Origin of the sequence: Streptomyces sp. NPDC001292, from assembly GCF_042896465.1 — a bacterium.
Lineage (GTDB): Bacteria > Actinomycetota > Actinomycetes > Streptomycetales > Streptomycetaceae > Streptomyces.
In genome coordinates, this window is the sequence record NZ_JBIAXG010000032.1 from 26,285 (window position 1) to 44,571 (window position 18,287).

Below are 18,287 nucleotides of genomic sequence, written 5' to 3' on the forward strand. Positions count from 1 at the left end.
ACCGGCTGACCCGATGGGTGCCGATCGCGTCTTCGCGTACGGCGCCGCCGCCGGCCTCCTCGGTGACCTGCTCCTCGGCGATCCGCGCCGCGGGCACCCCGTCGCCGTGTTCGGACGGGCCGCGGGTGCCGTGGAACGCGCGCTGTGGCGGGACCACCGCGGCTGGGGCGCCCTGCACACCGCCGTGTGCGCGGGTGGTGTCGTGTCGTCGGCCGCGCTGGCCGCGTCCGCCGCACGTCCCTCCCGTGCCGCGTCCGTCGCGCTGACCGCCGCCGCCACCTGGACCGTCGTCGGCGGGACCTCCCTCGCCCGGGAGGCACGGGAGATCGGGCACGCGCTGCGGGCCGGGGACGTCGAGGGCGCCCGGGCGCGGCTGCCGCATCTGTGCGGGCGCGATCCGCAGGCGCTGGACACCGACGGGATCGCCCGGGCCGTCGTCGAGTCCGTCGCCGAGAACACCTCCGACGCGGTCGTGGGCGCGCTGGTGTGGGGCGCCGCCGCCGGTGTGCCGGGGCTCCTCGGCTTCCGCGCGGTCAACACCCTGGACGCCATGGTGGGGCACAAGTCCCCCCGGTACCGCCGCTACGGCTGGGCCTCGGCCCGGCTCGACGACCTCGCCGGATGGCCGGGGGCGCGACTGACCGCCGCTCTGGCGGCCGTTGCGGGCGACGACCCGCGCGGTGCCGTACGGGCCTGGCGCGCCGACGCCGGCAAGCACCCGAGCCCCAACGCCGGCCCGGTGGAGGCCGCGTTCGCGGGGGCGCTCGGGGTGCGGCTGGGCGGCACGCTCTCGTACGGCGGGCGCGTGGAGCACCGCCCGGTGCTCAACGGCGCCGGACGCGCCGTCCGGCCCGGTGACATCGAGCGCGCGGTACGGCTCTCCCGCCGCGTGGGCTGGCTCGCGCTCGGCGTGTGCGCGGGCGTACGGCTGCTGAAGAGAGGACGGACGTCATGAGCGGCGGTCTGCTCGTCGCCGGCACCACCTCCGACGCCGGGAAGAGCGTCGTCACGGCCGGGATCTGCCGGTGGCTGGTGCGCCAGGGCGTGAAGGTCGCCCCCTTCAAGGCGCAGAACATGTCCCTCAACTCCTTCGTCACCCGTGAGGGCGCCGAGATCGGACGGGCGCAGGCCATGCAGGCCCAGGCGTGCCGGATCGAGCCCACCGCGCTGATGAACCCGGTGCTGCTCAAGCCGGGCGGCGAGCAGAGCAGCCAGGTGGTGCTGCTGGGCAGGCCGGTGGGCGAGTTGAGCGCCCGCGGCTACCACGGCGGCCGGCAGCGAAAGCTCCTCGGCACCGTGCTGGACTGTCTCGCCGAGTTGCGGAGCACGTACGACGCGGTGATCTGCGAGGGGGCGGGCAGCCCGGCGGAGATCAACCTGCGCCGGACCGACATCGTCAACATGGGGATCGCGCGCGGCGCGCGGCTGCCCGTGCTCGTCGTCGGCGACATCGACCGCGGCGGCGTCTTCGCCTCCTTCTTCGGCACGCTCGCCCTGCTGTCGCCGGAGGATCAGGAGCTCGTCGCCGGGTTCCTCGTCAACAAGTTCCGCGGGGACGTCTCGCTGCTCGAACCCGGGCTCGACATGCTGCACCGGCTCACCGGACGGCGCACGTACGGCGTCCTGCCGTTCCGGCACGGGCTCGGCATCGACGAGGAGGACGGGCTCCGGGTCTCGCTACGGGGCGCTGTGCGGGAGTCCACCGTGGCGCCGCCGGTCGGCGAGGAGGTGCTGCGGGTCGCCGTCTGCGCCGTCCCGCTGATGTCCAACTTCACCGACGTGGACGCGCTCGCCGCCGAACCGGGCGTCGTCGTGCGGTTCGTGGACCGGCCCGAGGAACTGACCGACGCCGACCTCGTCGTCGTGCCCGGCACGCGGGGCACGGTCAGGGCGCTGGAATGGCTGCGGGAGCGGGGGCTCGCGCGCGCCCTGGCGAGCAGGGCGGCCCGGGGGCGGCCGGTGCTCGGCGTCTGCGGCGGCTTCCAGATCCTCGGCGAGCACATCGAGGACGACGTGGAGAGCCGGCGCGGACATGTCGACGGGCTGGGCCTGCTGCCCGTACGGGTCAGGTTCGCCCGCGAGAAGACCCTCACCCGCCCGCGGGGCGAAGCCCTCGGTGAACGGGTCGAGGGATACGAGATCCACCACGGGGTCGCCGAAGTCAGCGGCGGCGAAGCCTTCCTGGACGGCTGCCGGGTCGGGGCCGTCTGGGGCACGCACTGGCACGGCTCACTGGAGTCGGACGGGTTCCGGCGGGCCTTCCTGCGCGAGGTGGCGACCGCCGCCGGCCGCCGTTTCGTGCCGGCGCCCGACACCTCGTTCGCCGCGCTGCGCGAGGAGCAGCTCGACCGGCTCGGCGACCTGATCGAACAGCACGCGGACACGGACGCGCTCTGGCGGCTCATCGAGTCGGGCGCGCCGCAAGGACTGCCTTTCATTCCACCGGGAGCGCCCGCATGAGCACAGTGTTGTTGTTGTCGACCGCCGACACCGATCTGCTCGCCGCCCGAGCCTCGGCCGCCTCCTACCGGATCGGCAACCCGACTCGCGTGGACGTCGGTGAGGAGCTTCCGGGGCTGCTCGACGGCGCGGACATCGCCGTCGTACGGCTGCTCGGCGGCAAGCGCGCCTGGGAGGACGGGCTGGCCGCGCTGAAGGCCTCCGGGGTCCCGACCGTGCTGCTGGGTGGAGAGGCCGTACCGGACGCCGAGCTGATGGCGGAGTCGTCGGTGCCGGCCGGAGTGGTGGCGGAGGCGCTGAAGTACCTCGTCGAGGGCGGCCCGGAGAACCTGGCGGAACTCGCCCGTTTCCTCTCCGACACGGTGCTGCTGACCGGCGAGGGCTTCGAGGAGCCGCGGAGGATGCCCGAATACGGCGTCCACGGCGAACGTGCCCTCGTGGCCGGCCGCCCGACCGTCGGCGTGCTCTTCTACCGCGCCCACGAACTGAGCGGCAACAGCGCGTTCGTCGACACCCTGTGCGACGCGATCGAGGCGCACGGCGCCAACGCCCTTCCCGTCTACTGCGGTTCACTCCGTGGTGCGGACGCCGGGCTGTACGAGATCCTCGGGCGCGCCGACGCCCTGGTCGCCACCGTCCTCGCGGCCGGCGGCACGCACGCCTCGCAGGCCTCGGCGGGCGGCGAGGAGGAGGCCTGGGACATCGGGGCGCTCGCGGACCTGGACGTCCCGGTGCTGCAAGGGCTCTGCCTGACCTCCTCGCGCGCCGCGTGGGACGAGTCCGACGCCGCGCTGTCCCCCATGGACGCGGCCATGCAGGTCGCGATCCCGGAGTTCGACGGGCGGCTGATCACCGTCCCGTTCTCCTTCAAGGAGCGGGGCCCGGACGACGTGCCGGTGTACGCGGCCGACCCGGAGCGGGCCGCCCGGGTCGCCGGGATCGCCGTACGGCACGCGCGGTTGAGGCACAAGGCCGACGCGGAGAAGCGGATCGCCCTCGTCTTCACGGCCTACCCGACCAAGCACTCGCGGGTCGGCAACGCGGTGGGGCTCGACACTCCGGCATCGGCGGTACGGGTGCTGGACGCGCTGCGGGACGCGGGGTACGCGGTCGAGGGCCACCCCGACAACGGCGACGAGCTCATCCACCGCCTCATCGAGGCCGGCGGACACGACGTGGAGTGGCTGACGGAGGAGCAGCTGGCCGCCGCACCCGCGCGCGTGCCGCTGGCCGACTACCGGGCGTGGTTCGACCGGCTGGACCCGGAGCTGCGGGACGCGATGACGGAGGCGTGGGGCGAGCCGCCGGGCAGCCTGTACGTCGACGGCGACGACATCGTCCTGGCCTCCCTCCGGTTCGGGAACGTGGTCGTCATGATCCAGCCGCCGCGCGGCTTCGGCGAGAACCCGATCGCGATCTACCACGACCCCGACATGCCGCCGTCCCACCACTACATGGCGGCCTACCGGTGGCTGGAGAACTCGTTCGGCGCCGACGCGATCGTGCACATGGGCAAGCACGGCACGATGGAGTGGCTGCCCGGCAAGGGGCTGGGCCTGTCACGCGGATGCGCGCCGGACGCGGTGCTCGGTGACCTGCCGCTGGTGTACCCGTTCATCGTCAACGACCCCGGCGAGGGCACCCAGGCCAAGCGGCGCGGGCACGCCACGGTCGTCGACCACCTCGTCCCGCCGATGGCGCGCGCGGACACGTACGGCGACCTGGCCAAACTGGAGCAGCTCCTCGACGAGTACGCGCTCGTCTCCGACCTGGACCCGGTCAAGGCGCCCGCCGTACGGGCCCAGATCTGGACCCTGGTCAAGGCCGCCGAGCTGCACCACGACCTGCATGTGGACGAGCAGCCGGACGACGACGCGTTCGACGAGTTCGTCATGCACATCGACGGCTATCTGTGCGAGATCAAGGACGTGCAGATCAGGGACGGTCTGCACATCCTCGGCGGCGGCCCGGTCGGCGAGCCGCGGGTGAACCTGGTGCTGGCCGTGCTGCGCGCCTCGCAGGTGTGGGGCGGGCAGGCGAACGCGCTGCCGGGGCTGCGCGCCTGTATCGCGGAGCACTTCGGTCTGGTGGAGAAGGAGTTGCTGGCCGAGCCGGGCGCTCCGGTGAAGGTGCCGGTGGAGCTGACGGACCTGGTGGAGGGTCCCTCGCGCACGGCGGCGGACGCCATCGACCTGCTGGAGCAGCTGTGCCGACGGATCGCCGAGGGCATGGAGGAGCGCGGCTGGGCGGCCGACGCGGGTCCGGCGCTCGTACGGGAGGTGCTGGGCACCGAACTCCCGGACGCGGCGGCCGTGCTGGAGTTCGCCTGCACCGAGGTCGTGCCGCGGCTCGCCCGCACGACGGACGAGATCGGCCACATCCTGCGGGCGCTGGACGGCGGTTACGTCCCCGCGGGACCGTCCGGCTCCCCGACCCGGGGCCTGGTCAACGTGCTGCCGACCGGGCGCAACTTCTACTCGGTCGACCCAAAGGCGATCCCGTCGCGGCTGAGTTGGGAGGTCGGCCAGTCGCTAGCGGACTCGCTGGTGGCCCGCTATCTCCAGGACACGGGCGAGTACCCGGAGTCGGTCGGCCTGACGGTCTGGGGCACGTCCGCGATGCGCACCCAGGGCGACGACATCGCCGAGATCCTGGCGCTGCTGGGCTGCCGCCCGGTGTGGGACGAGGCCTCCCGCCGGGTGACCGGCTTCGAGGTGGTCTCCCTGGAGGAGCTGGGCCGGCCGCGCATCGACGTGACGGTCCGTATCTCGGGCTTCTTCCGGGACGCGTTCCCGCACGTCGTCGGGCTGATCGACGACGCGGTACGGGCGGTGGCGGAGCTGGACGAGCCCGCCGAGCGGAACTTCGTGAAGGCCCACGCCGACGAGGACACCGCCGGGCACGGCGACCGGCGCCGCGCCACGGCCCGCGTCTTCGGCTCCAAGCCGGGCGCGTACGGCGCCGGTCTGCTGCCGCTGATCGACGCGCGCAACTGGCGCTCCGACGCGGACCTCGCCGAGGTGTACGCGGTGTGGGGCGGTTACGCGTATGGGCGCGGGCTCGACGGGCGGGCGGCGCGCGGGGACATGGAGACGGCGTTCCGGCGGATCGCGGTGGCGGCGAAGAATGTCGACACGAGAGAACATGACATCGCGGACGCCGACGACTACTTCCAGTACCACGGCGGCATGGTGGCCATGGTGCGGCATCTGACGGGGGCGAGCCCCGAGGCGTACGTCGGAGACTCCGCCGTACCGGACCAGGTGAAGACGCGGACCCTCAGTGAGGAGACCCACCGGGTCTTCCGGGCACGTGTGGTCAACCCACGCTGGATGAGCGCGATGAGAAGGCACGGCTACAAGGGCGCCTTCGAGATGGCGGCGACCGTGGACTACCTCTTCGGGTACGACGCCACGGCCGGGGTCGTGGACGACTGGATGTACGAGAAGCTCAGCGCCGAGTACGTCTTCTCCCCGGAGAACCAGGACTTCATGCGCAAGTCCAACCCCTGGGCGCTGCGCGGCATCACCGAGCGGCTGCTGGAGGCGGCGGAGCGCGGGCTGTGGGCGGAGCCGGACCAGGAGACCCTGGACCGGCTCCGGGCGACCTACCTCGAACTTGAGGGAGATCTGGAGGGAGACGCGTGATCTCCCTGGGAACCCCCGCGCTGGCGGGGAGCAATCGACCAGTTCGTGATCGCGAGTGTCGACGTTCGGACCACCCCCGCGTCGGCGGGGAGCACATCCCCACTCTGACCAGCCTCGTGTCAGACCGCCGACCAACCGCCCCCGAGTCGCTCGGAGGAGTGATCATCGCGTGAGCGCGCCCTACCCGTTCACCGCCATCGTCGGTCAGGACGATCTGCGGTTGGCCTTGTTGCTCAACGCGGTTTCGCCGCGGGTGGGCGGCGTCCTCGTCCGCGGGGAGAAAGGGACCGCGAAGTCAACCGCGGTAAGAGCGCTGGCCGCGCTCCTACCGGACGTCGACGTCGTCTCCGGATGTCGGTTCTCGTGCGATCCCGGCTCCCCCGATCCCACCTGCCCCGACGGCCCGCATTCCGCAGGGGCCTTCGAGTCCCGGCCGACCCGTATGGTCGAACTGCCCGTCGGCGCCTCCGAGGATCGGCTGATCGGCGCCCTCGACATCGAGCGTGCGCTCTCGGAAGGCGTGAAGGCCTACGAACCCGGTCTGCTCGCCCACGCTCACCGCGGCATCCTCTACGTCGATGAGGTCAACCTCCTCTCCGACCACCTCGTCGACGGCATGCTGGATGCCGCCGCCATGGGTGCCTGCCACGTCGAGCGCGAGGGCGTCTCCGTACGGCACGCCGCCCGTTTCCTGCTGGTCGGGACCATGAACCCGGAGGAGGGCGAGCTGCGGCCCCAGCTCCTCGACAGGTTCGGGCTGACCGTGGAGGTCGCAGCCTCGCGGGAGCCCGAGGAGCGGGTGGAGGTCGTACGGCGCAGGCTGGCCCACGACGACGACCCGAAGGGGTTCGCCGCTCGCTGGGCCGCCGAGGAGGCCGCTGTGCGGCAGCGGATCGTCGCCGCGCGGGAGTTGCTGCCGTCGGTGCGGCTCGGGGACGGGGCGCTGCGGCAGATCGCGGCCACGTGCAGCGCTTTCGAGGTGGACGGGATGCGGGCCGACATCGTGATGGCGCGGACCGCGACCGCGCTGGCGGCCTGGGCCGGGCGCACCGATGTGCTCGCCGAGGACGTACGGCAGGCCGCTCTGCTGGCCCTCCCGCACCGGCGGCGGCGCAACCCCTTCGACGCGCCGGGGCTCGACGAGGACAAGCTCGACGAGACGCTGGAGCAGTTCGGGGACCCGGAGGACGACGATCCCGACCCCGACTCCGATCCGGACGGCGGCCCCGGCGGTGGCGGCGGGCAGCCGGCGCCCGACGACGGCGGCCCGCAGGACGGCGGCTCGGCCGCGCAGCCCGAGGCCGGCGACGGCGGCGAGCCGCAGCCCTCCGGTGCCGGCGCGGGTGAGCAGTCCGCCGTACGAGCCTCCGAGCCGTTCCGCACCAAGGTGCTGAGCGTGCCCGGCCTCGGCGAGGGCTCCGCCGGGCGGCGTTCGCGGGCGCGGACCGAGCACGGGCGCACGATCGGGGCGCGGCGGCCCCGAGGCGCCCTGACCAGGCTGCACCTGGCGGCCACCGTGCAGGCCGCCGCCCCGCACCAGCGGACACGTGGGCGCTCCGGGCCGGGGCTGGTGGTCCGCCGGGACGATCTGCGGCAGGCGACCCGCGAGGGGCGTGAGGGGAACCTCGTGCTGTTCGTCGTCGACGCCTCCGGCTCGATGGCCGCGCGGCAGCGGATGAGCGCCGTGAAGGGCGCGGTGCTGTCGCTGCTCCTCGACGCCTATCAGCGGCGGGACAAGGTGGGGCTGGTGACCTTCCGGGGCAAGGACGCCCAGGTCGCGCTGCCGCCGACGTCGTCCGTCGACGCCGCCGCGGTCCGGCTGGAGTCACTGCCGACGGGCGGGCGCACTCCGCTGGCGGCCGGGCTGCTGCGCGCCCACGAGGTGCTGCGGGTCGAGCGGCTGCGTGATCCCGCGCGGCGGGCGCTGGTCGTGGTGGTGACCGACGGGCGGGCCACCGACACAGGGGCGGCGCGAAGCGCCTCCGGCCGGGGTGGTGGTCGGACGGGTGGGACGGAGCCGGTGGCCCTGGCCGGGCGCGCGGCGCGGCTGTTCGCGGCCGAGGGGATCGCCTCCGTGGTCGTGGACTGCGAGTCGGGGCCGGTGCGGCTGGGACTCGCCGGGCAGCTCGCGGGTGAACTGGGCGGTACGGCCGTGACGTTGGACGAGCTGCGGGCGGACAGCATCGCCGGACTTGTCAGGGACGTCCAGGGGACTTCGAGGAGGGCCGCGTAATGCCTCAGGGGCAGCCGAGCGTCGTACCGGAGGACGGGCTGACGACCCGTCAGCGGCGCAACCGTCCGCTGGTCGTCGTGCACACCGGGGTCGGCAAGGGCAAGTCCACCGCCGCCTTCGGGCTGGCGCTGCGCGCCTGGAACCAGGGCTGGCCGATCGGAGTGTTCCAGTTCGTCAAGTCGGCGAAGTGGCGGGTCGGCGAGGAGCGCGCGCTGCGGGTGCTCGGCGACTCGGGCGAGGGCGGGTCCGTCGCGTGGCACAAGATGGGCGAGGGCTGGTCCTGGGTGCAGCGGGACGCACAGATGGACAACGAGCAGAAGGCTCGTGAGGGCTGGGAGCAGGTCAGGCGGGACCTGGCCGCCGAGACGTACCGGCTTTACGTGCTCGACGAGTTCGCGTATCCGATGCACTGGGGCTGGGTCGACACCGACGAGGTCGTGGACGTGCTGCGGAACCGGCCCGGGACCCAGCACGTGGTGATCACCGGGCGGAACGCGCCGCAGAAGCTGGTGGACTTCGCCGACCTCGTCACCGACATGTCCAAGGTCAAGCATCCGATGGACGCCGGGCAGAAGGGCCAGAGGGGCATCGAGTGGTGACGTGCCTGTCCGTGCCCCGGCTGGTCGTCGCCGCGCCCTCGTCGGGCAGCGGCAAGACCACCGTCGCCACGGGGCTGATGGCCGCGCTGACCCGGCGGGGCCTTTCGGTGTCCCCGCACAAGGTCGGCCCGGACTACATCGATCCCGGGTATCACGGGCTCGCCACCGGGCGTGCGGGGCGGAACCTGGACGCGTACCTGTGCGGGCCGGAGCTGATCGGGCCGTTGTTCCTGCACGGGGCACGCGGGTGTGACATCGCCGTCGTCGAGGGCGTGATGGGGCTGTACGACGGGGCCGCCGGGGAGGGAGAACTGGCGTCCACCGCGCAGGTGGCGAAGCTGTTGCGGGCGCCGGTGGTGCTGGTCGTCGACGCGTCGTCGCAGTCCCGGTCGGTGGCGGCGCTGGTGCACGGGTTCGTGACGTGGGATCCCGAGGTGCGGGTCGGAGGCGTGATCCTCAACAAGGTGGCCTCCGACCGGCACGAGGTGCTGCTGCGCGAGGCACTGGACTCGGTCGGGGTGCCCGTGCTGGGAGTTCTTCGGCGGGTCGAGCAGGTCGACACGCCCTCTCGCCATCTCGGCCTGGTGCCGGTCGCCGAGCGGCGGGCGGCGGCCGTGGACGCGGTGGCGGCGATGGCGGCGCAGGTCTCCGACGGGTGCGACCTGGAGGCGCTGGCCGCGGTGGCGCGCACTGCGGGGGCGTTGTCCTGTGCGGCTTGGGACGCGGCCGAGGTCCTGCCCCCCTCGAGCGGGGAGTGCCCCCGGGACAGGCCGAGAGTCGCCCTGGCCGGAGGGGCGGCCTTCACCTTCTCCTACGCCGAGCACGCCGAGTTGCTCGGTGCCGCCGGGGCCGAGGTCGTGCCCTTCGACCCGCTGCGGGACGAGCGACTGCCCGAGGGGACCCGCGGGCTGGTCGTCGGGGGCGGGTTTCCCGAGGTGTACGCGGCGGAGCTGTCCGCCAACGAGCCGTTGCGCGGAGCCGTCGCCGAGCTCGCGCTCGGCGGTGCTCCCGTCGCCGCCGAGTGTGCCGGGCTGCTGTATCTGTGCCGGCAGCTGGACGGGCAGCCCATGTGCGGGGTGCTGGACGCCTCGGCGCGGATGACCGGGCGGCTCACGCTCGGCTACCGGGACGCCGTGGCCGTCAGCGACAGCGTGCTCGCCGGGGCCGGGGAGCGGATGCGGGGGCACGAGTTCCACCGGACCGTCGTCGAGCCCGGCTGGGGGACGGGAGCGGCGGCCCCCGCCTGGGGCGTGCGCGTTCCGGAGCGGCGGGTCGAAGGCTTCGTACGGAAGAACGTGCACGCGAGTTATCTGCACACGCACTGGGCCGCCGCGCCCGGTGTCGCCCGTCGGTTCGTCGAGAGGTGCCGGACGTCATGAGCAGCAGGCTGATCGGAGTCGGGGTGGGGCCCGGCGATCCGGAGCTGGTGACCGTCAAGGGCGTCAACGCCCTGCGTGCCGCGGACGTCGTCGTCGTGCCCGTCATGGGCGCGTCCGACGGAACGGACGGCGGGGAACGGGGGCGTGCCGAGGCGACCGTGCTGCACTACGTGCCCGCGGAGAAGGTCGTCCGGGTGGTGTTCGCGCTGAACGAGCGGTCGGACCGGGCGCGGCGGGAGGCCGCGTGGGACGCGGCCGGGGAGCGGGTCGCCGGGCTGCTCGAAGCCCGCGGCACGGTCGCCTTCGCCACCATCGGCGATCCCAACGTCTATTCGACCTTCACGTATCTCGCGCAGACCGTCGTGGGGCTGGTGCCGGGGACCGTGGTGGAGACCGTGCCCGGGATCACCGCGATGCAGGATCTGGCGGCGCGTTCGGGGGCCGTGCTGACCGAGGGCACCGAGCCGCTGACGCTCGTGCCGGTCACCGCGGGGGCCGCCGTGCTCAAGGAGGCGCTGAGCGGGCCCGGGACCGTCGTGGCGTACAAGTTCGGGCGGCAGGCGCGGGAGGTGGCCGAGGCGCTGCGGGAGAGCGGGCGGATCGACGACGCGGTGTGGGGGTCGGCGCTGGGGCTGCCGGAGGAGTCGATCCGGCCGGCCTCGGGGCTCGACGGGGCCCCGCTGCCGTACCTCTCGACGCTCCTCGCGCCCGCGCGGCGCGAGGGCGGGCGGGGCGGCAAGCTGTGAGCCGTACCCGTGCGTGGGGGGACCGGTCACGCCGCCAGGCCGACCACCACCCAGATGAAGGCCACGCCCGCGACCGTGCACAGCAGGGTCGAGCGGGCGGGGTGCTCGTGGTGGGCCTCGGGGAGGATCTCGGCCGCGGCGAGGTAGAGCAGTGCCCCGCCGAAGAGGCCGAGATAGCCGCCGAGGAACCACTCCGGGATGCTGACGAGCGTGGTCGCGGCGGCGCCCGCCATGGGGGCCAGGGCGTCCGCGACGAGCATGGCGACGGCTTTGCGGCGCGCGTTGCCGTACAGGCTGGTGATGGTGAACGTGTTGAAGCCGTCGGCGAAGTCGTGGGCGATGACGGCGAGCGCGACCGCGGCGCCCATGCCGTCGTTCACCTGGAAGGCGGCACCTATGGCCACGCCGTCCATGGCGCTGTGACCGACCATGGCGGCCGCCGCCGTCAGGCCCACCTCGGGGGCGCGGTGGTTGTGCCGCTCGTCGCCGCCGTGCGCGGCCTGCCGCGCGGCCAGCAGGCGTTCCACCAAGTGGGCCACCAGGAACCCGGCCACGAACAGCAGCAGGGCCGCCGGTACGCCGAACACCTCCCGGCCGGCCGCGTGCAGCGCCTCGGGCAGCAGGTCAAGGCCGACCACGCCCAGCATCAGGCCGCCCGCCAGTCCCAGGACCAGGTGGCGGCGGTCGGTCACCCGCTGTGCCGTCCAGCCGCCGGCCAGCGTCATCAGGAACGCGCCGAGCGCGACGAAGACCGCCATGTGCCCTTGCTATCCGATCAGGCCCTGATCGCGCACGTCCGGCCACCGCTGCACCCCCGCACACCATGACATTTCGTACGAGAGGACCCGAACCCATGGCCGATGCCCCGACCGGCAAGGTGACCTTCGTCGGTGCCGGCCCCGGCGCCGCCGACCTGCTGACGTTCCGCGCCGCCCGCGCGATCGCCGAGGCCGACGTGGTGATCTGGGCGGCCAGCCTGGTGCAGGCCGAGGTGCTCCGGCACGCGCGGGAGGACGCGGAGATCCTGGACTCGGCGGCCATGTCCCTGGAGGACGTCGTCGCCGTGTACGAGCGGGCCCGCGCCGAGGGCCTGAAGGTGGCCCGCATCCACTCCGGCGACCCGGCGCTGTGGGGCGGCACCCAGGAGCAGCTCGACCGGTGCGCGGACATCGGGATCGCGACGGAGGTCGTGCCCGGCGTCTCGTCCTTCTCCGCCGTGGCCGCGCTGGCCCGGCGCGAGCTGACGATCCCGGAGGTCGCGCAGTCGGTCGTGCTGACCCGGCTCGGTGGCGGGAAGACGCCCATGCCGCCCGGCGAGGAGGTGCGCGAGTTCGCCCGGCACGGCACCACCATGGCGGTGTTCCTGTCGGCGGCCCGCAGCGGCCAGCTGGTCCGGGAACTGCTGGAGGGCGGCTACCCGACGTCCACGCCGGTCGTGGTCGCGTACCAGGCGACCTGGCCGGAGGAGCTGGTCGTCAAGTGCACGGTCGGCACGCTGGAGGAGACGGTCAAGGAGCACAAGCTCTGGAAGCACACGCTGTTCCTGGTCGGCCCGGCCCTCGACGCGCACGGCACCCGCTCGCACCTGTACCACCCAGGTCACTTCCACGGCCACCGCAAGGCCGACCCCGAGGCCCGCAAGGCCCTGCGCGCGCGGGGTGCGAGCACGTGATCACGGTCGTCGGTACGGGCACCGGGGCGGTGTACGGCACTCGGGTGCCTCCCGGCGCCGGGCTCGTCGTGGGCGCCCGGCGGCACCTGGACGCCGCACGGCTGCCGGAGGGCGCCGAACGGGTCGTCCTGGGTCCGCTGGCGCCCGCCCTCGACACCATCGGGGAGTACGTCGGCAAGGAGCGGCCCGTGCTCGTGCTGGCCTCCGGGGATCCCGGTTTCTTCGGGATCGTACGGGCGCTCGCCGAGCGGTTCGGGCCCGAGCTGCTGGACGTCCACCCCGGTGTCTCCTCCGTCGCCGCCGCCTTCGCGCGGATCGGGCTGCCCTGGGACGACGCGGTGGTGGTCAGCGCGCACGGGCGGGATCTGCGTACGGCGGTGAACGTGTGCCGGGCGCGTGCGAAGGTCGCCGTGCTGACCGGGCCGGGGGCGGGGCCCGCCGAGCTGGGCGCCGCGCTGGCCGGCACCTGCGGCGACCGGGTCCTGGTCGTCGCCTCCGCGCTGGGCGACCCGCAGGGCGAGCGCGTGGAACGGCTCACGCCGGCCGAGGCCGCCGCCCGCGACTGGGGTGCGGCGGTGAACGTGGTGCTGTGCCTGGCCGGGGCGCGGGCGCCGGGGCCGGCGCGTACGGTCGCGGGGCCGCCGGCCGCGCCGTCCCGATGGGCCCTGGAGGAGAGTGAGTTCGCCCACCGCGACTCGATGATCACCAAGTTCGAGGTGCGCGCCCTGGCGCTGGCCCGGCTCGGGCCGCGCCTCGGCGACCTGGTCTGGGACGTGGGCGCGGGCTCCGGGTCGGTCGCCGTCGAGTGCGCCCGGCTGGGCGCCGCCGTCACCGCAGTGGAGAAGACGGCCGACGGCGTGGAGCGGATCCGCGCCAACGCGGCGGCGCACGCGGTGGACGTGTCGGTGGTGCACGGGGCCGCGCCGGAGGCGCTGGACGGACTCACCGCCCCCGACGCGGTGTTCGTCGGCGGCGGCGGGCGCGCGTTGCCCGCCGTCGTGACCGCGTGCGCGCGGCGGGCCCGGCGGACCGTCGTGGTCGCCGTGGCGGCGCTCGACCGGGTGCCGCCCGTGCGCGAGGCGCTGGTCGACGCCGGATTCGCCTGCGACGGCGTGCTGCTCCAGTCCTCGCGGCTCGCGCCGCTGCCGGGCGACGTGACCCGGCTCGCGGCCACCAACCCTGTTTTTCTGCTGTGGGGCACGCGGCCCCCGGTGCGACATGAAGGAGGCGCTGAGTGATCGGCCTCATTTCCGCAACGGCGGCGGGCGCGGCTGCGCGGGACCGGCTGGCCGCGGCCTGGCCGGACCGTACCCGGGTGTACGACGGGCCCGTCGGGGACGCCGTGCGGACCGCCTTCGCCGAGTGCGGGCGGTTGGTGTGCTTCCTGGCGACGGGGGCGGTCGTACGGCTGGTCGCGCCGCTGCTGGGCGAGAAGGCCTCCGATCCGGGTGTGGTGTGCGTCGACGAGGGCGGCCGGTTCGCGGTGTCCCTGGTGGGCGGGCACGCGGGCGGGGCGAACGAACTGGCCCGCGCGGTGGGCGAGGTGCTGGGCGCGGAGCCGGTCGTGACGACCGCGACGGACGCCGTGGGGCTGCCCGGCCTCGACACGCTCGGGCTTCCGGTGGAGGGCGATGTAGCCGGGGTCTCGCGGGTGCTGCTCGACGGGGAGCCGGTCGTGCTGGACACGGAGGTGCGCTGGCCGCTGCCGCCGCTGCCGGTCGCCGCCGAGGGCGCGTACACGATCCGGGTCACCGACCGTGCCGCCGCCCCCGCCGAACGGGAGGTGGTCCTGCGGCCGCCGACCCTGGTCGTGGGCGTCGGCGCGTCCAGGGGTGCACCCGTCGAGGAGGTGATGGGCCTGGTCGGGGGCGCGCTCGCGGAGGCCGGGCTGTCCGCGGCGTCGCTCGCCGAACTGGCCACGGTCGACGCCAAGGCGGACGAGCCCGGCGTCGTCGAGGCGGCCCGGCGGCTCGGGGTGCCCCTGGTGACCCACTCGGCCGAGGAGCTGGCGGCGGTCGACGTGCCCAACCCGTCGCGGGCGCCCCTCGCCGCCGTCGGCACCCCGTCGGTCGCGGAGGCCGCCGCGCTCGTGCGCGGGGGTGAACTCCTTGTGCCCAAGCGGAAGTCGGAGCGCTCCGACGGGACGCCCGCGATGGCCACCTGCGCGGTCGTACGGCGGCCGGGCCGCGGGCGGCTCGCGATCGTCGGGCTGGGGCCGGGCGCGCGGGACCTGGTCACACCGCGCGCGAAGGCGGAGTTGTGGCGCGCTTCCGTGCTCGTGGGACTCGACCAGTACGTCGACCAGATCCGCGACCTGCTGCGGCCCGGCACCCGGATCCTCCAGTCGGGGCTGGGCGCGGAGGAGGAGCGGGCGCGCACAGCGGTCGCCGAGGCCCGGCGCGGGCACGCCGTCGCGCTGATCGGCAGCGGGGACGCCGGGGTGTACGCCATGGCCTCCCCCGCGCTCGCCGAGGCGTCCGACGACATCGACGTGGTCGGCGTTCCGGGGGTCACGGCGGCGCTGGCGGCCGGGGCGGTCCTCGGCGCGCCGCTCGGGCACGACCATGTGTCGATCAGCCTCTCCGACCTGCACACGCCGTGGGAGGTCATCGAGCGGCGGGTGCGGGCTGCGGCCGATGCGGATCTCGTCGTGACGTTCTACAACCCCCGCTCCCGGGGCCGGGACTGGCAGTTGCCGAAGGCGCTGGCGATTCTGGCCGCGCACCGGGAGCCGACGACGCCGGTCGGTGTCGTACGCAACGCCTCGCGGCCCGGCGAGTCCAGCCGGGTCACCACGCTGGCCGGTCTCGACCCGGAGACGGTCGACATGATGACGGTCGTGACCGTGGGCAACACCGCGACCCGCGAGATCGCGGGGCGCATGGTCACGCCGCGCGGCTACCGCTGGCAGGCACCCCGGGAGGAGCCCGAGTGAACCGCGTCGTACACCCGATCGAGCAGGAGTCGTTCCGGCGGCTGCGCGCCCGCCTGGACACCTCGCACTTCGCGCCGCTGACGCGGGCGGTGGTGGAGCGGGTCGTCCACTCCTCCGCCGACCTGGAGTACGCCTCCGACCTCGTCATGGACGAGGACGAGCTGGTGCGGGCGCACGCCGCGCTGCACGCGGGGGCTCCGGTGGTCGTGGACGTGGAGATGGTGGCCGCCGGGATCACCCGGCGCGACACCTTCTGCCGGTTGAAGGACGCCAGGTCCGGTCCCGGGATGACCCGTTCCGCGCACGCGATCCGGCTGGCGTACGAGGACGTCGGCCCCGGCGCCCTCTGGGTGATCGGCTGCGCCCCGACCGCCCTGGAGGAGCTGCTGAAGCTGGACGCCTCCCCCGCGCTCGTCGTCGGTCTGCCCGTCGGTTTCGTCGGGGCGGCCGAGTCCAAGGCAGCGTTGCGCGAGAGCGGGCTGCCCGCCGTGAGCAACGTGTCCGAGAAGGGCGGTTCGGCGGTCGCCGCGGCCGCGCTCAACGCCCTGCTGTACCACCCCACTTCGCTTGAGGAGACCCTGTGACCACCCCGCCGCCGCCCGCCCTGCTCATCGCCGGTCACGGCACCCGGGACGACGCCGGAGCCGAGGCCTTCCGCGACTTCGTACGGCAGTTGGGGCGTCGCCGGCCCGAACTGCCCGTCGCGGGCGGCTTCATCGAACTGTCCCCGCCGCCGCTGGGCGAGGCCGTGGCCGAGCTGGTGGAGCGGGGCGTGCGGCGGTTCGCCGCCGTACCGCTGATGCTGGTGTCCGCCGGGCATGCCAAGGGCGACATCCCGGCGGCGCTGGCCCGTGAGAAGGAACGGCACCCGGGGATCTCGTACGCCTACGGCCGGCCGCTGGGTCCGCACCCCGCGCTGCTGAGCGTGCTGGAGCGGCGGCTGGACGAGGTGGTCGATCCCTCCTGGGACCGCTCCGAGGTGACGGTGCTGCTGGTCGGGCGCGGCTCGACCGACCCGGACGCCAACGCCGAGGTGCACAAGGCCGCGCGGCTGCTGTGGGAGGGACGCGGATACGCGAGCGTGGAGACGGCGTTCGTGTCGCTCGCCGCACCCGACGTGCCGAGCGGCCTTGACCGGTGCGCGAAGCTGGGCGCGCGGCGGATCGTGGTCCTCCCCTACTTCCTGTTCACGGGCGTCCTGCCGGACCGGGTGCGGCGGCAGACGGCGGACTGGGCGGCGGCGCACCCGGAGGTCGACGTGCGCTCGGCGGACGTGATCGGGCCGGAGCCGGAGCTGCTGGACCTGGTGATGGAGCGGTACGAGGAGGCAGTGAAGGGCGATCTGCGGATGAACTGCGACTCGTGCGTGTACCGGATCGCGCTGCCGGGTTTCGAGGACAAGGTGGGCCTGCCGCAGCAGCCGCACTTCCACCCGGACGACGACGGGCACGGACACGGCCACCACCATGGAGGGCACGCTCACTCCCATGCGCACTGAGGATGCGGCCGGGCACGATCTGCGGCACCACGGGGACGCCGAGGTGCGCGACGGCGGGGCGGCACTGGTCGATCTGGCCGTGAACGTACGGGCGGACACACCGCCGGCGTGGCTGCGGGAGCGGATCGCCGCCTCCCTGACCGGTCTCGCCGCCTACCCGGACGGGCGGGCCGCGCGGGCGGCGGTGGCCGCGCGGCACGGACTGCCGGTGGAGCGGGTGCTGCTGACGGCGGGGGCCGCGGAGGCGTTCGTGCTGCTGGCGCGGGCGTTGAAGGTTCGGCGGCCGGTCGTCGTGCACCCGCAGTTCACCGAGCCCGAGGCGGCGCTGCGGGACGCGGGGCACACGGTGGACCGGGTGCTGCTGCGGGCGGAGGACGGCTTCCGGCTCGATCCGGCGGCCGTCCCCGAGGACGCGGACCTGGTGGTGGTCGGCAACCCGACGAATCCGACGTCGGTACTGCACCCGACCGCGTCCGTCGCCCAACTGGCCCGTCCGGGACGGGTGCTGGTGGTCGACGAGGCCTTCATCGACGCGGTGCCGGGCGAGCGGGAGGCGCTGGCGGGGCGGACGGACGTGCCCGGCCTCGTGGTGCTGCGCAGCCTGACCAAGACATGGGGGCTGGCGGGGCTGCGGATCGGCTACGTGCTGTCGTCACCCGAGGTGATCGCCGAGTTGGAACGGGCCCAGCCGCTGTGGCCCGTGTCCACTCCGGCGCTGGCGGCGGCGGTCGCGTGCGTGGAGCCGCGGGCGCTGGCGGAGGCGGAGGGCGCGGCCCGCCGCGTCGCCGCGGACCGGGCCCACCTGATGGCGGGCCTGGACTCCTTCGCGGGGCTCGGGGTGCGGGTGGTGCGGCCCGCCGAGGGCCCCTTCGTGCTGGTGCGCATGCCGGGGGCGGCGGACGTACGGCGACGGCTGCGCGCCCTGGGATACGCGGTGCGGCGCGGGGACACGTTCCCCGGGCTGGGCGAGGACTGGCTGCGGCTGGCGGTGCGGGACGGGGGGACGGTGGACGGTTTCGTCCGCGCCCTGGGCTCGGCGCTGTCTCCGCCCACCGGCCCCCGGCTCACCGGTCCGGGAAGTCCTGCCGGTCCAGGACTTCCCGGCTGAGCCACGAGGT

At 74.4% G+C, this 18,287-nt stretch carries 14 protein-coding genes; 13 read left to right on the forward strand and 1 reads right to left on the reverse strand.

The genetic code is table 11. From position 1 onward, the window contains the following. Positions 1 to 13: 13 nt before the first annotated feature. From ACFY4A_RS28675 to cobI, 7 genes are all read left to right on the forward strand, one after another. Positions 14 to 955: a cobalamin biosynthesis protein gene (locus ACFY4A_RS28675; RefSeq protein ID WP_390832239.1), complete on the forward strand. Its 942-nt coding sequence runs from the start codon at positions 14 to 16 to the stop codon at positions 953 to 955. After that, a complete protein-coding gene (locus ACFY4A_RS28680; protein ID WP_390832240.1) occupies positions 952 to 2,460 on the forward strand; it encodes a cobyric acid synthase in 1,509 nt (502 codons plus the stop codon). Before ACFY4A_RS28675 ends, ACFY4A_RS28680 begins: the two co-directional genes overlap by 4 nt. Beyond that, the gene (gene cobN, locus ACFY4A_RS28685; protein WP_390832241.1) at positions 2,457 to 6,107 is read left to right on the forward strand and encodes a cobaltochelatase subunit CobN; all 3,651 of its coding nucleotides are present in this window, start codon (positions 2,457 to 2,459) and stop codon (positions 6,105 to 6,107) included. The genes ACFY4A_RS28680 and cobN overlap by 4 nt, the downstream gene beginning before the upstream one ends. Before the next feature lie 169 nt (positions 6,108 to 6,276). After that, positions 6,277 to 8,340, forward strand: a complete 2,064-nt coding sequence (locus tag ACFY4A_RS28690; protein WP_390832242.1) for a putative cobaltochelatase — start codon at positions 6,277 to 6,279, stop codon at positions 8,338 to 8,340. After that, entirely contained in the window at positions 8,340 to 8,939 is a 600-nt protein-coding gene (cobO, locus tag ACFY4A_RS28695; RefSeq protein WP_390832243.1) for a cob(I)yrinic acid a,c-diamide adenosyltransferase, read from the forward strand. The genes ACFY4A_RS28690 and cobO overlap by 1 nt, the downstream gene beginning before the upstream one ends. Next, positions 8,933 to 10,318: a cobyrinate a,c-diamide synthase gene (locus ACFY4A_RS28700; RefSeq protein ID WP_390832244.1), complete on the forward strand. Its 1,386-nt coding sequence runs from the start codon at positions 8,933 to 8,935 to the stop codon at positions 10,316 to 10,318. The genes cobO and ACFY4A_RS28700 overlap by 7 nt, the downstream gene beginning before the upstream one ends. Then, on the forward strand, positions 10,315 to 11,064 hold the full coding sequence (gene cobI / locus ACFY4A_RS28705) for a precorrin-2 C(20)-methyltransferase (protein WP_390832245.1): 750 nt from the start codon (positions 10,315 to 10,317) through the stop codon (positions 11,062 to 11,064). The genes ACFY4A_RS28700 and cobI overlap by 4 nt, the downstream gene beginning before the upstream one ends. A gap of 26 nt (positions 11,065 to 11,090) precedes the next feature. On the opposite strand, the gene ACFY4A_RS28710 is transcribed toward cobI, so the two are convergent. After that, positions 11,091 to 11,822 carry a ZIP family metal transporter gene (locus ACFY4A_RS28710; RefSeq protein ID WP_390832246.1) on the reverse strand — a complete coding sequence of 244 codons (732 nt, stop codon included), beginning with the start codon at positions 11,820 to 11,822 and terminating at the stop codon, positions 11,091 to 11,093. A 95-nt stretch (positions 11,823 to 11,917) separates the two neighbouring features. Between ACFY4A_RS28710 and cobM the strand changes: the two genes are divergently transcribed. Genes cobM through cobC form a run of 6 tightly spaced genes read left to right on the forward strand, consistent with a single transcriptional unit; the run spans position 11,918 to position 18,277 of the window. After that, on the forward strand, positions 11,918 to 12,736 hold the full coding sequence (gene cobM / locus ACFY4A_RS28715) for a precorrin-4 C(11)-methyltransferase (protein WP_390832247.1): 819 nt from the start codon (positions 11,918 to 11,920) through the stop codon (positions 12,734 to 12,736). Next, entirely contained in the window at positions 12,733 to 13,974 is a 1,242-nt protein-coding gene (cbiE, locus tag ACFY4A_RS28720) for a precorrin-6y C5,15-methyltransferase (decarboxylating) subunit CbiE (RefSeq protein ID WP_390832248.1), read from the forward strand. Before cobM ends, cbiE begins: the two co-directional genes overlap by 4 nt. After that, entirely contained in the window at positions 13,971 to 15,671 is a 1,701-nt protein-coding gene (cobJ, locus tag ACFY4A_RS28725; RefSeq protein ID WP_390832249.1) for a precorrin-3B C(17)-methyltransferase, read from the forward strand. Before cbiE ends, cobJ begins: the two co-directional genes overlap by 4 nt. Further along, a complete protein-coding gene (locus ACFY4A_RS28730) occupies positions 15,668 to 16,255 on the forward strand; it encodes a precorrin-8X methylmutase (protein ID WP_390832250.1) in 588 nt (195 codons plus the stop codon). The genes cobJ and ACFY4A_RS28730 overlap by 4 nt, the downstream gene beginning before the upstream one ends. After that, complete coding sequence (locus ACFY4A_RS28735) at positions 16,252 to 17,169, forward strand: sirohydrochlorin chelatase (protein ID WP_390832251.1); 918 nt, start codon at positions 16,252 to 16,254, stop codon at positions 17,167 to 17,169. Before ACFY4A_RS28730 ends, ACFY4A_RS28735 begins: the two co-directional genes overlap by 4 nt. Next, positions 17,159 to 18,277, forward strand: coding sequence for an Rv2231c family pyridoxal phosphate-dependent protein CobC (cobC, locus tag ACFY4A_RS28740; RefSeq protein ID WP_390832252.1), 1,119 nt, complete (start codon positions 17,159 to 17,161; stop codon positions 18,275 to 18,277). Before ACFY4A_RS28735 ends, cobC begins: the two co-directional genes overlap by 11 nt. Positions 18,278 to 18,287: the final 10 nt, after the last annotated feature.